Origin of the sequence: Sorangium sp. So ce448, assembly GCF_051520915.1 — a bacterium.
Classification (GTDB): domain Bacteria; phylum Myxococcota_A; class Polyangia; order Polyangiales; family Polyangiaceae; genus Sorangium; species Sorangium cellulosum_B.
Genome location: NZ_CP150343.1, coordinates 10117961 through 10133198, shown reverse-complemented (window position 1 = coordinate 10133198; position 15238 = coordinate 10117961). Strand labels below are relative to the sequence as shown.

Genomic DNA, 15238 nt, shown 5'->3' with positions numbered 1-15238 from the left:
CCTCAACCGAGATAGGAGAGACCTCCTTGAAACAGCTCCTCGTCCCTGGATGCACCGTGCTCATGACGCTTGTCGCCGCATGCGACAGAATCCCGCTCGACCCCATACGCGATGATGGCGCCGGAGGTGGCGCGACGGGAGAGGGCGGCGCAGGCGGCAGCGGCGGCGCAGGCGGCAGCGACGGCGGCAGCGACGCCGCCGTCGGCAGCGGCGGCGCAGGCGGCAGCGACGCCGTCGTCGGCAGTGGCGGCGCAGGCGCCGGCGGCGCGGTCGGCAGCGGCGATTCTCTGTGGAGCCGGCACTTCGCCTCGAACCCACGCCAACCCCACGTCTGGGTGGGCAGCCGCATCGCCGTGGACGACCCTGGCAACCTCGTTGTCGCGACGGCGGTCGCCGATGGCGTCGACTTCGGCGACGGTCCGCTTTCGACCGGGGGCGCCCTGACCTTCGCCCTCGCGAAATTCGACGACGAAGGAGAGAACCTCTGGCACAAGGAATTCTCCGGTTCCGTCTACCCCCGTGACGTCGCGGTCAACCAGGCGGGGCTCATTGCCACGACGGGGGTGGTTTACGGGGCCGGCGTCGACTTCGGAGGTGGTTTGCTCGTGGGGCAGGAGTCGAGGGGCGACGCCTTCGTGGCCGTCTTCACGGCAGGCGGAGAACACGTCTGGTCGGCTCGGATCGGCGTCGATGGTGATCAATGGGCGGACAGCCTCGCCATGGATGCAGCCGGGAACGTCGTTGTGGCGGGGACGTTCATGGGCCAGATCAGCGTCTGCGGCGCCTCGCTGACCAGCGTCGGTGACATCGACTCGTTCATCGCGAAATTCGACCCTGCGGGGAATTGCCTCTGGAACAAGCAGCTCGGCTACACGGAGATCCACGACGTCGCTCTCGACGCGTCGGGAAGCGTCGTCCTCGCCGGCAGCTTCGGCGACTATTTCGCCGAGACGATCGACCTCGGCGGCGGGCCGCTGATCACCGCGGGCAGCGAGGATATCTTCGTGGCGAAGCTCGACGCCGCCGGTGAGCACCTTTGGAGCAAGCGGTTCGGCGACGAGGCGCTCCAGAGGGCGTACGGCGTCGCGGTCGACGGCGCTGGAAACGTCGTCATCAGCGGGACGTTCCTCGGGAGCGTGGATTTCGGCGCAGGTCCGCTGGTGAGCGCGGGCGGGTACGGTCCTCTCGAGCCCGGCTCTGTCACGTGGGGCGGCAACGCCTTCGTGACCAAGCTGAACCCGGCAGGCGAGCTCCTCTGGGCGAAGCGCCTCGGGCAGTACGGGCCGCAGACGGCGCTGGACGTCGCGGCGACCGCGGACGGCGAGCTCGCGATCACCGGCTTGATCTACGGCGACGTCGACTTCGGGACGGGCCTGATGGACTGCACCTATGGCGATGCCTTCGTCGCGAAGCTCGATGCGGCGGGCACGGTCCGCTGGGTGAAGCACACCGGCGGCAGGGAGCAACAGTACGGCTTTTCCACGGCCATGGACGCGACCGGCGACGTGTACGCCGCCGGGCCGTTCCTCGGCACCATCGACTTTGGCACGGGACCGCTGGTGGCTCCGACGTCCACCCGGGCGATCTTCCTCGCGAAGTTCGGCCCCTGAGGCCGCGGCCGGCGGCCCTCAGCGCAGGCAGGCGCCGAGCCATCGCGCGGCGTTCTGCCCGAGGGCGGGGCCGAGGAGCTCGGGGGGCAGGTGAAGGCCCTGATAGGTGCCGATGGTGCGGGCCGGTTGATCGGCGGTTTGACGAAAGAAGCGAAACTTGTCCTCTTTCAAGAGACCCATGTTCGACTCCACCTGCAGGTCCCACAGCTCCATGGACATCGGGTCCAGCCCGCTGGTCACGAGATCGGTCCCGAACAGGAAGCGCTCGGGCCAGCGAGAGAACAGCCTGAGGAGCTGGGCGCGCTCCCGCTCGAGGCTCGCGAAGCCCTCTGTCGCCGGGCCGGCGGAGCCATGGCTCGTATCGACGAGGAGGCGCGGAAACGCCTCCATCAGGGACTCCATGCGCGCGAGGTCGGTGCGGCTGCCGCAGAGGTGCGCGCAAACGAGCTGCAGGTCGGGGAAGGCGCGCAGGACCGCCTCGAGCTCGCTCCTGTAACGGACGGTGTTGGCATGAAGCAGAACCGGAAGCGCCTGATCCGCGAGCGCCTGCCACATCGCCTGGTGCGAGGGGTCGTCGAGGGGACGCTCGTGGAAGAGGTTGTGCCCCTGGTAAAGCTTCACGCCGCAGGCGCCTCGGCTGCGCAGCTCGGCGAGGTACGCGAGGTCGTCGTGGCCCAGATCCAGGGTGACGAAGGGAATGAGCTTTCCACGGTGAGCCGCCGCGGCGTCGAGGACGATGTCGTTGCCTGCGCGGTACCCGGAGAGGCCAGCGCCGCCGCGACCGCTCGTCAGGTCCGGGCTCGCCAGGATGACGGCGCGATCGACGTGATGCTTGGCCATGTGCGCGAGCAATGGTGCCACCGCGCTGGCCTCCGTCAGGTGCACATGGATGTCGATGACCTCCTGACGGGCCGGCGGAGGCGGCGACGAACGGCACCCCAGGACGGCGGCGAGCGCGGCGCCCCACGCGATGCTCCGGAAGCGAGCGCCGCGATCGGCGCGCGAGCTCATCGAAGGAGGGTGATGAGGGCGGCGACCACGAGAGCGATGAGAGGCGATTGAGCGATGCGGATCCATCGCCGACAAGGATACGTCGCGGCGGGGATGGCGCCATGAGAAAGGAGGGAGTCGTGAAATATGAAGAGTTGATGTGAGCGGATGATTCGTTTCTGAGCCTGCTTTGTGCGAACGCTCGATGTTCGCGCCTCGAGGGCGAGGTTTCGCCCTGGAGGTGGTTGTTCATTTGTGCCCAGTGGAGTTATCTATGTCGCTCATTCCTAGCTCGGTTCGTCTCATGGGGTTCGCAGCGCTCTGCGCGTCTTTGGTTGGAACGACATCTTGCTCGCGCTGGCTCGACGATGGCGCGGGCTCAGGCGCCGAAGGAGGCGGCGGCGGCGATGCCAGCGGCAGCAGCGGCAGTGGCGGTACCGGCATCAGCGGCAGCGCCGTCAGCGGTAGCGGCGGCAGCGGTAGCGCCATCAGCGGCAGCGGCGGCAGCGGCGGCAGCGGCGGCAGCGGCGGCAGCGGCGGCAGCGGCGGCAGCGGCGTGGGTGGGGCTGGTGCAGGCGGGGCCGCGACCGGGGGCGGCGGAGCGTCTGTTTGCGCAGACGACGCCTACGAGGCGAACGACGCGTCCGCCTCTGCGGCTCCGCTCGCCTATGACCATACCGACGACAGCCTCGGTCCCAGCGCGTGGTTCTCGAAGATCGACTTCGTCCTCTGCCAGGGCGACGAGGACTGGTACCTGCTCGACACCACCTCTCTCGGGATCGAGGAGGTCAACTGGAGCCTTCGGGTCCTGGCCTCTGGAGCAGAGCTGTGCGGCTCCGGTTGTGAGCAGTACACTCCGCCCCCCGGTCCAGAGAACACGTTGATCGTGGAGGTCTACAGCGCTGCCACGATGGAGCTCCTCGGGGCCGAGGAGAGCGATCATGGACGGGTATGGCTCGACGGAGGGGGCGCGGGTTCGGCGAACGATCTGCTGCTCCGCGTCTATGGGCCGCCCGAGGCGAGCTACCCGTACGACATGAGCTTCGTCGCCAAATCCTATGAAGGGGAGGACGAGTGCGAGTGCTGATCTTCGCCTAGCACTACTGCGGGAAGTTGCCTCGGATCGGCAGAAAAACCGCCATGGCGCCAAGGGCGCCAAGGGGAGAAGAGAAAGTGCCGTCCCGGCATTTTTCCCTCCCATTTCCCTGGTTTCTTGGCGCCCTTGGCGTCATGGCGGTTCGCTTCCCCTCCGACTTCCCGCAGTAGTGCTAGACCGACAAACGGGTTGAAACCACGAGAAACAACAGGAATTTCACGGGGAGGCGGGGAGGCGGGGAGCGAGAGACAGCAAGAGGGAGAAATTCATTTCTTCTTCCTCCCCGCCTCCCCGCCTCCCTGTGAAAATTCTCCGGGTTTTGACGTGATAGGTATTCCAGCGCCGCGACGCCCGCGCTCTTCTCTGCTTCCGTGTCCCGGGGGGCCGGGCGGCCCGGCGCTGCCTCGCGCGCCGCCGGGCACGAGCTCGGCGCCCGCTCAGCCCTGCTTCGGCGCCTTCATCCGTGCCGGATCCACGGTCACGTCCCGCGCCACCTTGCCGAACGCGATGACGCTCCGGTCGCCGTTCCGCTCCTCGATGACCACGCGCCGCACCGACCACAGCTCCGGCCCCGAGGTCATCTCGAGGCTGCGCACGTGCTTCGCGACCTCCTCGACCCGCGGCCGCGCCGCCAGCGTGATCCCGTCCGCGCGGCTCGGGATCGACAGATCGTAGCGCGCCCGCAGCTTCCCGAGATCGCCGCCGAGCAGCACAAGGAGGTCCGACAGCACCGCCCCGAAGCGCCCCGCCGCGCCGCGCCCCGCGCCCGCCGCGCCCTTCGGCGTCGCGAAGCCGAACCCCTCGGGCGTGATCCAGTAGGTGATCGCGTCCGGTGGCTTCAGCTCCCACCGGAGCCGGTCGGGCAGCACCAGCGTCATCTCGCCGTCGCTCTTCACCGCCGTCGCCAGCAGGCCGATGCTCCGCTCCTGCGTGAACGGCGCGACCAGCGTCTTCACCGACGCGCGCGCCCGCGTGATCTCGGCGAGCACGTCGCCCACCTCGTCCGCGCGCGCGCGGCGCGCGTGGCTGCCGATCGACAGCGCCCCGCCGCACGCCGCGAGCCCCATCAGGAAAGATCGTCGCTGCATCCTCGCCTCGTCCTCTGACATGGTCATGTCAGACGAGCGGGCCGCGCTCAATCTGCAATGGGCTTCGGCGTGTTGGGCCCGCTCTCCGGCAGGTCCGGCTTCGCGATGTACTCCTTCGGGAGATCGCCCGTCAGGGACTTGAGCCACACGACGATCTGCTCGACCTGCGCATGGGACAGGTCCTTGCCGAGCTGGTGCTTGCCCATGAGCCGCACCGCCTCCTGCAGCGACGAGACGGACCCGTCGTGGAAGTACGGCGCCGTCATGGCCACGTTGCGGAGCGTCGGCACCCGGAAGACCATGAAATCGGCCTGCTTCTTCGTGATCTCGAAGACGCCGCGGTCCATCGTGTCGGGCCACGACCGCACGAGGCCGAGCTTCTGGAACATCGTCGCCCCGACGTGCGGGCCGAAGTGGCACGTCACGCAGCCGACCTCGACGAACGTGTTGAACCCTTCCTTCTCCGCGTTGGTCAGGGCCTCGGGCTCCCCCTCCAGGAACAGGTCCCACCGCCCGCGCGTGATCAGCTTGCGCTCGAACGCGCCGAGCGCCTTCGCGGTGTTGTTGGCGTTGACGGGCCACGGATCGCTCGGGAACGCCCTGCCGAACGCCTTCACGTACTCCGGGATCGAGCGCAGCGTCGCCTCCAGCCGCACCGGCGTCATCGCCATCTCGCTGGGGTTCATCATCGGCCCGTTGGCCTGGGCCTCGACGTTGTCGAAGCGCCCGTCCCACATGAGCGAGAAGAACCCCGCGGAGTTGTACACGCTCGGCGTGTTGCGGCGGCCGCTCTGGTGCGCGTGCCCGATCGACACCTTGGCGCCGTCCGCGCCGTAGCGATCGAGCGGGTGGCACGAGTTGCACGAGAGGTCGTGGTTCTTCGAGATCCGCGTCTCGTAGTAGAGCATCCGGCCGAGGTTGATCTTCTCGTCCGTGAGCGGGTTGCTCGAGGACGTGATGACCGCCGGCAGCGGGTTGAAGCTCCCGAGCCGCTCCGGATCGATCTGCACGGCCGGCTCGGCCGCGGCGGACGCGCCCGGCGCCGCGGTGGGCGCGGCCGGGGCGGCGGCCGCCGGCGCGGGCTGCGTCCCGCCGGTCGCCGGGGCGGACGCGGACGCCGTCGTCTTCTGCACCAGCCAGGCGCCGACGCCGGCGCCCGTCGCCGCGACCAGCGCCGCCGCCACAACGAGCGGGGCCGCCCTGCTGCGGGGGCGCACGTGGGCGGTGGGCTGGTCGCCCGCCACGATGATCGTCTTGTGGAAGGGCACGGAGGTGCCCGAGACCGTCCTCGAAGGCGGCGGGCCGTCCGGGAGCCCGCGGATCAGGAGGCCGTGCGGGGTCGCGTGGTGGCCGCTCTGGGTCGTGTGGTGGTGACCGCCCTGGGTCGTGTGGTGGTGACCGCTCTGGCCGAGGGCCCCGCTGTGCGTCACGTGCTCGGGCCAGCTGCGGGGCGTCCCCACGGGCGTGGGCGGGCGCCGCGTCGAGAAGTCGCCGGGGTCCGGCCAGCTGCGGGACGTGCTCCCGGGCGTCGGCGTGCGGCTGCGGGGCGTGCCCACGGGCGTGGGCGGGCGCCGCGTCGGCATGTCGGGGTTCGGCGGCCCCTGCGAGGGCGGCGGCATGTCGGCCTGCACCGAGTCGGGGAGGGGCCGCAGCATGCTCTCGTGGATCGAGATGCCGTGCTGCAGGAGCATCCGGCACTCGTCGAGCATCTCCGCCGCGCTCTGGAAGCGCAGGTTCCTGTCGATCTGGAGCGCGCGCTGGACGATCTCGGAGACCTCGTAGGGCACCCAGGGCGCCAGCGTCTGGATGGGCGGCGCCGGGGTCGAGCAGATCGCGACGATGAGCTCGCCGAGCCCCCGCGAGTTCCTGTAGGGGGTGCGCCCGGCGAGCATCTTGAAGAGGACGATGCCGAGCGACCAGACGTCGGTCCGGCCGTCGACGTCCCGCATGTTGCGCGCCTGCTCGGGCGACATGTAGATGGGCGAGCCGATCAGGTTGCTCGTCGCCGTGAGCTCCTTCTGCTGCTCGAAGGTGTCGTCCTGGATCTTGGCGACGCCGAAGTCGAGGAGCTTGACCGCGTACTCGCCTCCGTCGCGCCGCGCCAGGAACAGGTTGGCGGGCTTGATGTCGCGGTGGAGGACGCGCGCGTCGTGCGCCTTGATGAGGCCCATGCACGCCTGGGCCACGATGCAGAGCGCGAGCTCGGGCGGCAGGGGGCCGAGCCGCCGGAGCATCTGGTCGACGTCCTCGCCGTTGAGCAGCTCCATCACGAGGAAGGGCAGGCCGGTCGCGCGGTCCCTGCCGCTGTCGAGCACGCTCGCGATGTGCTCGCTGTCGATCGCGCCGGCCGCCCTGGCCTCGCGCTCGAAGCGGGCCATCACCGCCTCGTCCTGCGCGAGCTTGCTCGTGATCACCTTGACGGCGACGCGGCGGCCGGTGCCCAGGTGCCGTGCCTCGTAGACCGCCCCCATCCCGCCTTCCCCGAGCAGCCCGAGGATGACGTACCGTTGATCGAGGGTCGTGTTGATCAGGTTGATGTCCGTCATGGTCTGGTCGACCCGGTCGCCGCTCCGATGCCGCGACCTTGGCGCCCCGAATCGCATTGTCGGACGGAAGGTCGCGCTAGGCAATCTTGCGGTAAGGCCACGCCGGACGAGAGGTGTCCCACCTCCGGTGTACGGGCGTGGGAGAGAGGGCACCCCGAAACCACGCCGAAAACTTGCGGTTTCGCGCCGGGTGTGTGGCCGCTGCGCTGCGGGAGGATCCTCGCGGGCGCCGCGCTTTCGTGCTCGCTGTGGGATGAGGCGCATCCCGGGCGCGGGGCTGTCGCGCTCGCTCGCCACGCTCGCCACCTCGACGTCACGGCATGGAGACGGCGCCGCCGCGCTTGCGCGAGGGACGGAGCGGTTGTTGGGTTGCGTCTGTTTATTTAAGGATTGTCGTTGCTTATTTAAGGATTGTCGTTGCCGCGCTCCCCGCCTTCGTGGGGTGAGCCGGCGCGCTCCCAGGCGGCGTAGTCGCCGCTCGTGAGCAGGGGATCCTCGGGCAGGGCGTCGGGCTCGGCCGTGTCGAGCGCCGGGTCGAACGTGGGGCTGAGCAGCCGGGTGAGGTCGAAGCGCAGGAAGCGGCCCGCGAGGTGGGGGCCTTCGCTGACCCAGAGGACGCGCGCCGTGGCGTCCATGACGACCGCGTGGGTGGCGATGAGCGCGTCGATCGCGCGCCGGTCGCCGAGCGGCAGGGGCGCGCCGCCTCGCCCGCGCCGGTCGCGCAGGACGTCGATCGCCGCCTCGATCGTCGCGCCCTCGGGCAGCGCCGCGAGCCGCTCGTCGAGGCGGTCGCGCCGCGGGCGGGTCGAGGTCTCGGCCTGGACGCGGAGGTTGCGCGGATCGCCGGCGAGCGGCCCCTCGAAGTGGTTGGTGAGCGGGACCTTGCCGCGGCCCCGGCGCGCGTGCAGCGGCGCGCCGGGCGCCCGCTCGGCGATCGCCGTCTCGCCGCCCGCGTCGACGAGCATCACGAGGTGGGAGACCATCGGCGCGCGCGCCTCGAGGATCGCGAGCGCCTCGTCGACGCTCCGCGCGCGGCCGAGCACCTCGCGCATCGTGTGGACGACCGGCTCGCCCGCCGCCCGCGGCTCGCCGGCTCGCCCGCCGTGGACGACGAGCGCGAGGCCCTCGGCGTTCATCCCCGTCACCGCGCCGATCAGGCCGGGCCAGGACACCGAGGCGTACGGGATCTTCCCCTGCTCGTGGACGAGGAACACCGCCTTGCCCTCGTCGAAGACGGGCCCGGCCTCGAAGTCGAAGTTGCGGGCGAGCACCGCGTGCCCGTCCGCCGACGCCGTCCCGGTGAGCGCGAAGCTCGTGCAGCCGATGAGCGGCGAGTGCTCGAACGAGAGCGCGATGTCGTAGAGCGACTGGAGGAAGACGAAGCGGTGGTACGTGGGGAGGACGCCGTCGAACGGGTCGGGCGAGAAGGCCCGGGCCTGCGCGGCGATCTCGCGCCGCACGCCGTCGGTCATGCCCTCGTCGACGCCGCGGAACTCGAGGCGCGACAGGTCCATGATGAGCCACCGGAGCGGGGCGACGGGCACGTGGTGGTGGAACTGCTCGTAGAGGGTCCCCTCGTTCTTGACCATCTCCGGGTAGAAGAGCCGCCCGTGCTGGTGCCCGATCTCCTCCGGCGACCCGGAGAGGCGCGCCTCGAGGATCCGCCCGCGGCGGCGCACGTAGGCCGGGCCGAGCACGCGCAGCCCCCCCGGCCTCGCCTCGGGCTCGCCGGCGGCCGCGTGGATCGGGGGCGGCTCGATCCGCGTCGCGGCGGCGATGCCGAGGTGCGCGAGGATCGGCGCGGCGAGGAGCGCGGCGGCCGCGAGGAGCTTGCGGCGGTGGCGTGCGAGGCGCGACGGCCGCAAATCAGGGAGGCGCCGTCGCCGGCTGCCGCGGGTGGGGGTCGAGCTCCGTGGCGAGCGCGCTCGCCGCGGCTGGGCGGACCGGGTCGGGGGCCAGCACCGGCTCGGCCGGCACGTGACGGAGCCCGCGCGTGAGCGCGAGCGTCGCCAGCACCCGGCGGATGATCCGCGCCGGATCGCGCACGCTGTCGAAGTGGGTGAGCCGCTCGCCCTCGGGCGGGTAGATGACCCGGATCGGCGCCTCGACGAGGCGGACGCCGGCGGCCACCGCGCGCAGGAGGATCTCCGCCTCGAAGGCGTACCCCTCGTCGCGGGCGCCGAGCGACAGCGTCGTCCGGAGCGGGTAGCGGCGCAGGCCGCACTGGGTGTCCGCGAAGGGGCGGCCGGCGAAGAGGGAGAGGAAGAAGTTCGAGATCCGGTTCGACATCTGGTTCGCGCGCGGCGCGCCCGCGCCCGCGAGATCCCGGATGCCGAGCACCAGCGCCTCGGGGTCGGCGTCGGCCTCGACGAGGCGCCGCGCCTCCTCCGGCGGGTGCTGTCCGTCCGCGTCGATCGTGACCGCGACATCGAAGCCTGCGGCGAGGGCGAACTCCATCCCGGTGCGCAGGGCGGCGCCCTTGCCCAGGTTCTCCGGGTGGCTCAGCACCATGGCGCCGGCTGCGCGGGCCCGCTCGGCCGTCCTGTCGCTCGACCCGTCGTCCACCACGATGACGGTGCCGGCCAGGCCGTGGACCCGGAGCGCCTCCCGTGTGACGTCCCCCACGTTGCGCTCGGCCTGGTAGGCGGGAATGATGGCGCAGATCCGCATGAGACAGAGCGCGATTAGCATGGTGTGCCCTGGATGAACAGCGGCAGGCGCCCGGAGCGCCGTCCTGGCCTGTTCCTGCTCCGTTGCCGTCCTGCGTTCCGTCGCGTCTGGATGAGCGAGGTCGTCTCGCTGCTGGGCGACTGGATGAGCTTCGTCGCTGTGAGCCTGCTCGCGCTGGGCGGCGAGGGGGGCGGGGTCGTGGCGCTCGCGCTGGTGATGGTGGGGCATCACCTCCCGATCGCGCTGTTCGCGCCGGTGGCGGGGGTGCTCGCGGACCGGCTGGATCGGCGGTGGCTGCTCGTCGCGACGAGCGTGGTGCAGGGCGCGCTCACGCTCGGGATGCTGGGGGCCGCGGTCGTCGGCAGCGTGGTCGGGGTGCAGGTGCTCGTCTTCGCGCGCGCGTCGGTGGGCGCGCTGCGCTTGCCGGCGCAGAGCGCGGTGCTGCGCCATGTGGTCGAGGAGGACGAGCTGCTCGAGGCGAACGCGATCACGTCGGCGACGTGGAGCGTCATGTTCGCGGTCGGGATGGCGGTCGGGGGCCTGATCGCGGGGCTCGGCCCTGCGGCGGCGCTCGCCCTGGACGCGGCGTCGTTCGGCCTGGCGGCGCTGTTCCTCCGGGGGCTCCCCCCGATGGTGGCGGAGGGGCGGCCGGCGGAGGGCGGCATGCTGTCGGCGCTCGCGTCGGTGCGCCGTGACATGGTCCACGCGTGGCGGCACGCGTGGGAGCGGCCTCCGCTGCTCGCCGCGGTGCTCGCGAAGACGCCGGTCCACATGGCGAACGGCGGGGCGCTCCTCTTGCTCAACCTGGTCGCGACGCAGCTGCCCTTCGCGGGCACGGGCGCGCTCACGCTGGGCGTTCTCCAGTGCGTGCGCGGCGCGGGCACCGGGGTCGGCCCGCTGGTCGGCGTCGCGCTGGTCCGCCGCGGCCTGCGGGGCGAGCTCGCGGCGACCGGGGCCGTCTGGGTGACGTTCGGGGCGATCGCGGTGTTCGCGGTGACCCGCCACCCGGCGGCGCTGCTCGCGGTCGTGCTCGTGTGGGGCCTGGGCAGCGGGGCGAACTGGGTGCTGTCGAGCACGGAGATCCAGCGGCTCTCGCCGGATCGTTTCGTCGGCCGGCTCTCGGCCGTCGACAACCTGGCCCTCACGGTGGGCCTGTGCGGGACGTTGCTCGGCGGGGCGTTCCTGGTGGAGCGCGCCGGCGTGCCCGCGGCTTCCGCCTGGCTCGGCCTGGGCGCCGGCGTCGTCACGTGGCTCGGGGCGCAGTGGATGCTGCGCCGGCGGGCCGCGGCGGTCCCGGCGGTCCCGGTGGTCCCGGCGCCGCCTCCCTTGCCCGCCGAGACCGAGCGCAGCTAGCCTCCCGCCCCGATGATCCCGGACGTGTGGGCGCCCCTGAGCGGCCTCTCCGTGCGCCGCTGCGAGGACGAGGGCCTCATCAACGGCACCTGGCTGGCAGGCGACCCTCCGCGGTACGTGGTCCAGCGGGTGAGCCCCATCTTCGCCCCGGAGGTCCACGACGACATCGAGGCGGTGACGGCGCACCTGGCGGCCCGCGGCCTCGCGACGCCGCGGCTGCTGCGCGCCGGCGACGGCGCCCTGTGCGCGCGCGATGCTGACGGGGCGGTGTGGCGGGTGATGGACTTCGTCCCTGGCCGGACGCACCACCGGGTCGGCTCTCCTGTGCTGGCGCGCGCCGCGGGGGAGCTCGCGGCCCGGTTCCACCGGGCGGTGGACGATCTCGAGCACGTGTACCGCCACGTCCGCGTGGGCGCGCACGACACGGCGCTCCACATGGAGCGGCTGGACGGCGCGGCCACGGGCGGGGAGGGGCGGCGGCTGGCGGACGCCATCCTCGACGCGTTTCGCACATGGCGGGGGCGGCTCGACCTGCCGGTCCGGCACTGCCACGGCGACCTCAAGATCTCGAACCTGCGCTTCTCCCAGGCGGGGGAGGGGATCTGCCTGCTCGATCTCGACACGCTGGCGCTGCAGTCGATCGACGTGGAGCTCGGCGACGCGTGGCGGTCGTGGTGCAACCCGGTCGGGGAGGACTCGACCGAGACGCGCTTCGATCTCGAGGTCTTCGCCGCCGCGGTGGCGGGCTACCGCGAGGCGAGGCCGTTCGGGGCGGAGGAGCAGGAGGCGCTCGTGGACGCGGCGGAGCGCATCGCGCTGGAGCTCGCGGCGAGGTTCTGCCGGGATGCGTTCGAGGACCGGTACTTCGGCTGGGACCCGTCGCGCTTTCCGACGCGGGTCGCGCACAACCTGTACCGGGCAGCGGGGCAGCTCTCGCTGGCGCGCTCGGCGCGGCGCCAGCGCGGCGAGCTCGCGCGGCTGCTCGCGGGGGGCTGAGCGAGGCGGCGCGGGGCGCTGCTGGGCTTTCAGCGTTGGACAACGCGGCCGGTGCTCGGCGCGCCGAGAGTGTGGTTGCGGAGTGGCTGTCAGCCCGCGGACGGCTCGGTGTCGGTCGGAACAATGTGGCTTACGATCACAAACGGCCGTCCTGCGAGGGGCTTGTAGAGGGTTCCCCGCACGTGCGCCTGGATGCCGACCTCTGTGACTTCCTGAAGGTGCTCCGGGCGCACGTAGCATGGCAAGCGTGCCTTCCGATTGACGATCACAAGGCCTCGGTCGAGGTCGATGCCGCGAACCTCTTCCGTCTTGTCGTAATCTTCGGAGGGGGCGCTCGACCCGAGCACCGCAAGAAAGCGGCGCTCGTGCTCTGGTCTGAACTCTACCGGTTTGGCGCGCCCGACAAGCGTACCCCCTATCTCGGCCTTCACGATGCCGCGGCGCGGGACGATACGCATCGCCTGGACTGTCGTACGACTGCGTTGTTCCACGTCATCTACCGGGAGCGCGTTGACCTCCGCCTCGGAGGCAGCCCATTCACCCATGGTGACTAGATCGACTATGGCACTGCGCACTGCTTGCTCGGCGACCCAATCGCGCGACTCCGAGGGCACGCCTGCGCCGAGCAACAGAAGCGCCTCGGCGGGCGCTCCGTTCTTCGGGGTCACGCGTACGTCGGAGAGCGTGAAGTCGGTCGCCTCCTCGATTGCCTTGGGCGCCCGCCCGACCGCCTTGTCAACGCGTCGAGCCACGGCGCGCGTCGCGCGACGGAACTCTTCGTAGTAACCAGTGAATGCTGCGGTGGCGGGCGTCCTACCCTTCTCGAAGACGAGACGGATCGCGAGATCATTGTGCTGAAAGGGGTTCTCCTCCAGCATGCTCTGCGTGAACGTCTGAATGATCTGCTTCAGCTCGTTCGCAATGTTGAACCCGAGTCGGTCAGTCTCGACGATCTGATGGAGGGGCTGATGTGGATGCTTCGGGTACGCCCTCGTCAGGTACTCCATGTATGCATCGACAAGCGAACCGGGGTCTCCGTTGTCGAAGCTGGGTCGCAGTGCGAGCGCGCGAAACTGGAGCAGGAGAAGGACCTGCATCTCGATGGCCTCGTCCGAGCCCCAAGCGCGGGGAGCCCTGAGCATGTCGCTCGTCCGCTTGTCGATCCAGTGGAGGATCGTGTCACGAAGGGCGCTCATGACTCGTCCTCGACGTCTTGGATGCCCGGGTCGATCGTTGCGGGGTCCACCTCCTCGATGCGCATCAACTCGGCGAAGTCCCAGTGATCTTGGACATATGCGCTCGCTGGTGAGTAACCATCGGAGCCGGTGACGGCATCAACGGCATGCCCGCGCGTCTCAACGTACACATGAGCTTTCCAGTAGGGAATACGCGATGCCTTTGGCACCAGCCATGTCGCGCCCTTCGGAGGTCGTAGGCGGATCGCGCACGCCTTGGGATCGTTCTGCTGCGCGACCGGGTGCACGATGCGAGCGAGCGCGGCGCACCGACCCGTCCGGATCCCGTGCTTGGCGATGCCGTTCTCCACTTTCTCGCGCTCCTCGTCCGTCCAGTCGATGGCCACGCGTGCAGTGTAGCGCCCGTGGCTCACAGATGGAAGCGCGGAGCGAGCGGGCTCTGCATGCGCATGGCTGCCGGATGGATTCCCGATCTGCTGAGCGAGGCGACCGTGGCGGTGGAGCTCGTGAGCCACCGCAATGCCGGGCTCCCAGGCATCTCGGACATGGGCAGGGGCCTGGTGCCCACCGCGATCGTCCGGCCGGGTCACGCGCCGGTGAACCACCTGCACTGCTGAAGCGCTGCTCCGGAGGCAGCAGCCTCGCCCCGCGGCGCTGGCGAGCCCGCGGCCTTCGCCGCTGGTACGCCCCGTGCTTTGCGTCATCCGCCGCCGCGCATCCGCGCTGCCGGCGCGTTCGGCTGCTGGCTCTGTGCTCGCAGACGAGCAGCGCCGGCGGCCCGGGCTCGGCGCGCGACGCTGGCCTGAGGCCAGGAGAGGTGCCATCGCCATGTCAGAACGCAAACTCTTTTACCCGGAACGCTTCAAGACCGCTTCGCGGTACTACACGACTGGCCGCCCTTCCTATCCGAAGCTCCTCAGCCGCCGGGTGGCCCAGCTGGTCGGGCTCGATCGGGGCGCCAGCGTGCTCGATCTCGGGACCGGCCCGGGGTTCCTCGCGATCGACTTCGCGCCGCTCGCCGGGCCGGTGACCGCGGTCGATCCATCGCCCGAGATGCTCTCTGCGGCCAAGGAGAACGCCGCCCGAGCGGACGTGTCGATCCGGTTCGTTCACGGCAGCTCCTATGAGCTCGGGCCGCACCTCGGCCGATTCAAGCTCGTCACCATCGGTCGCGCCTTCCACTGGATGGATCGCGTCGAGACCATCAAGTCGCTGGACGCGCTGCTCGAGCGAGGCGGCGCGGTGGCGCTGTTCGGAGAGAGCTACCCCGAGGTCCCGGCGAACGTGTGGCACAAGGAGTTCCAGGCGCTCATCGACCAGTACTCGACCGATGACCCGGCGCGCCCGCAGATCCGCGAGTCCGCGAAGAACGAAGCCGTGCTCCTCGACTCGGCCTTCAGCCATCTCGAGCGCATCTCCGTCCTCGAGCAGCGGGAGACTCCCGTGGAGCGCTTCGTCGACCGCGCCCTGTCGTTCGCGGCGACATGGCATGGCCGGCCGGGGTCGCGCGAGGAGGACCTTGCCGTCGACGTCCGCAAGGCCATCGCGAAGTACGCCGGCGCGGACGGCACCGTTCGCGAGGTCGTGGAGGGGCACGCGCTCATCGCCCGCCGCCCGCGCGACGTGCTGGCCGACTGACCGGGCTGAGCCGCTTGCCCGTGGTCCTGGCGGCGGCGCCGGCATGCCGCCGAGA

13 protein-coding genes are annotated in these 15238 nt (G+C 70.8%); 6 read left to right on the top strand and 7 right to left on the bottom strand.

Annotated features, from left to right (window positions below):
• Positions 1-26: 26 nt before the first annotated feature.
• Positions 27-1610 (top strand): hypothetical protein, encoded by a 1584-nt coding sequence (locus tag WMF45_RS38255; protein ID WP_437710874.1) that lies wholly within the window; start codon positions 27-29, stop codon positions 1608-1610.
• Between the two features lie 18 nt (positions 1611-1628).
• Here WMF45_RS38255 and WMF45_RS38250 read toward each other — a convergent pair whose 3' ends face one another.
• Entirely contained in the window at positions 1629-2621 is a 993-nt protein-coding gene (locus WMF45_RS38250) for an amidohydrolase family protein (RefSeq protein ID WP_437710873.1), read from the bottom strand.
• 283 nt (positions 2622-2904) lie between these two features.
• Here WMF45_RS38250 and WMF45_RS38245 point away from each other — a divergent pair, with 283 nt between their 5' ends.
• Complete coding sequence (locus WMF45_RS38245; RefSeq protein WP_437710872.1) at positions 2905-3687, top strand: hypothetical protein; 783 nt, start codon at positions 2905-2907, stop codon at positions 3685-3687.
• Between the two features lie 446 nt (positions 3688-4133).
• Here WMF45_RS38245 and WMF45_RS38240 read toward each other — a convergent pair whose 3' ends face one another.
• The 4 genes from WMF45_RS38240 to WMF45_RS38225 all read right to left on the bottom strand — a co-directional run bounded on the left by WMF45_RS38240 (position 4134) and on the right by WMF45_RS38225 (position 10021).
• On the bottom strand, positions 4134-4784 hold the full coding sequence (locus tag WMF45_RS38240; protein ID WP_437710871.1) for a LolA family protein: 651 nt from the start codon (positions 4782-4784) through the stop codon (positions 4134-4136).
• Positions 4785-4831: 47 nt separating this feature from the next.
• Complete coding sequence (locus WMF45_RS38235) at positions 4832-7330, bottom strand: cytochrome c peroxidase (RefSeq protein WP_437710870.1); 2499 nt, start codon at positions 7328-7330, stop codon at positions 4832-4834.
• A 404-nt stretch (positions 7331-7734) separates the two neighbouring features.
• Positions 7735-9195 carry a C45 family autoproteolytic acyltransferase/hydolase gene (locus WMF45_RS38230; RefSeq protein ID WP_437710869.1) on the bottom strand — a complete coding sequence of 487 codons (1461 nt, stop codon included), beginning with the start codon at positions 9193-9195 and terminating at the stop codon, positions 7735-7737.
• Between the two features lies 1 nt (position 9196).
• A complete protein-coding gene (locus WMF45_RS38225; RefSeq protein ID WP_437710868.1) occupies positions 9197-10021 on the bottom strand; it encodes a glycosyltransferase family 2 protein in 825 nt (274 codons plus the stop codon).
• A 12-nt stretch (positions 10022-10033) separates the two neighbouring features.
• On the opposite strand from WMF45_RS38225, the gene WMF45_RS38220 reads away from it, so the two are divergent.
• Both WMF45_RS38220 and WMF45_RS38215 read left to right on the top strand, forming a co-directional pair.
• Positions 10034-11353, top strand: a complete 1320-nt coding sequence (locus WMF45_RS38220) for an MFS transporter (protein ID WP_437710867.1) — start codon at positions 10034-10036, stop codon at positions 11351-11353.
• Between the two features lie 12 nt (positions 11354-11365).
• Complete coding sequence (locus tag WMF45_RS38215; protein WP_437710866.1) at positions 11366-12349, top strand: phosphotransferase enzyme family protein; 984 nt, start codon at positions 11366-11368, stop codon at positions 12347-12349.
• Positions 12350-12438: 89 nt separating this feature from the next.
• Here WMF45_RS38215 and WMF45_RS38210 read toward each other — a convergent pair whose 3' ends face one another.
• Complete coding sequence (locus WMF45_RS38210; RefSeq protein ID WP_437710865.1) at positions 12439-13545, bottom strand: hypothetical protein; 1107 nt, start codon at positions 13543-13545, stop codon at positions 12439-12441.
• Entirely contained in the window at positions 13542-13931 is a 390-nt protein-coding gene (locus WMF45_RS38205) for a hypothetical protein (RefSeq protein WP_437710864.1), read from the bottom strand. The genes WMF45_RS38210 and WMF45_RS38205 overlap by 4 nt, the downstream gene beginning before the upstream one ends.
• A gap of 63 nt (positions 13932-13994) precedes the next feature.
• On the opposite strand from WMF45_RS38205, the gene WMF45_RS38200 reads away from it, so the two are divergent.
• Together WMF45_RS38200 and WMF45_RS38195 are read left to right on the top strand one after the other, a co-directional pair.
• Positions 13995-14162, top strand: a complete 168-nt coding sequence (locus WMF45_RS38200) for a hypothetical protein (protein ID WP_437710863.1) — start codon at positions 13995-13997, stop codon at positions 14160-14162.
• Between the two features lie 211 nt (positions 14163-14373).
• On the top strand, positions 14374-15183 hold the full coding sequence (locus tag WMF45_RS38195; RefSeq protein WP_437710862.1) for a class I SAM-dependent methyltransferase: 810 nt from the start codon (positions 14374-14376) through the stop codon (positions 15181-15183).
• Positions 15184-15238 lie beyond the last annotated feature (55 nt).